We start from the raw sequence: 548 nt of genomic DNA, 5'->3' as shown, positions 1-548 counted from the left end.
AACTATTTTTTGCCTCAGACCTGCATGGCTCTTTGCCAGCAACCGAAGAAACCATCAAGTTATTCCTAGCATCAGGTGCAAAGCATTTGGTGCTGTTGGGTGACACGTTGAACCACGGACCACGCAACCCGATTCCGGAAGGGTATAACCCGCCCCAGGTGGCGGAGCTTCTCAACCAATACAGTCAGCAAATCATCTCCGTACGCGGTAATTGTGACAGCGAAGTAGATCAAATGCTGCTGAACTTCCCAATGATGATGGATTACGCGTGGGTATTGCTAGAGTCTGGTAAGCGAATCTTTCTGACACATGGCCATTTGTACAACAGCGATAAAAGACCGCCTTTGCGAGAGGGTGACATCATCGCTCATGGTCATACGCATGTTCCCGTAGCCGAAATGAAAGAGGGTGTGGTGATCTTTAACCCTGGTTCAATGACCTTCCCGCGTAACGGTTTACCAAGAAGCTTTGGATTACTGGATGGGAATACGCTCAGTGTTCAAACGCCAGAAGGTGAAGTGCTGGTGCAGACGACGATTTAACGACCA

The 548-nt window shown here is 49.1% G+C and carries 1 protein-coding gene; it reads left to right on the top strand.

All coding sequences use genetic code 11. From position 1 onward, the window contains the following. Window positions 1-542, top strand: a 542-nt coding sequence (gene yfcE, locus R8N49_RS29685; protein ID WP_318190770.1) for a phosphodiesterase, incomplete at its 5' end; no start/stop codon positions are given. Window positions 543-548: the final 6 nt, after the last annotated feature.

It is taken from the genome of Vibrio sp. 1978 (assembly GCF_033344345.1).
The sequence above is the reverse complement of the archived record's forward strand: the minus strand, read 5'-3'. Positions and strand labels throughout refer to the sequence as shown.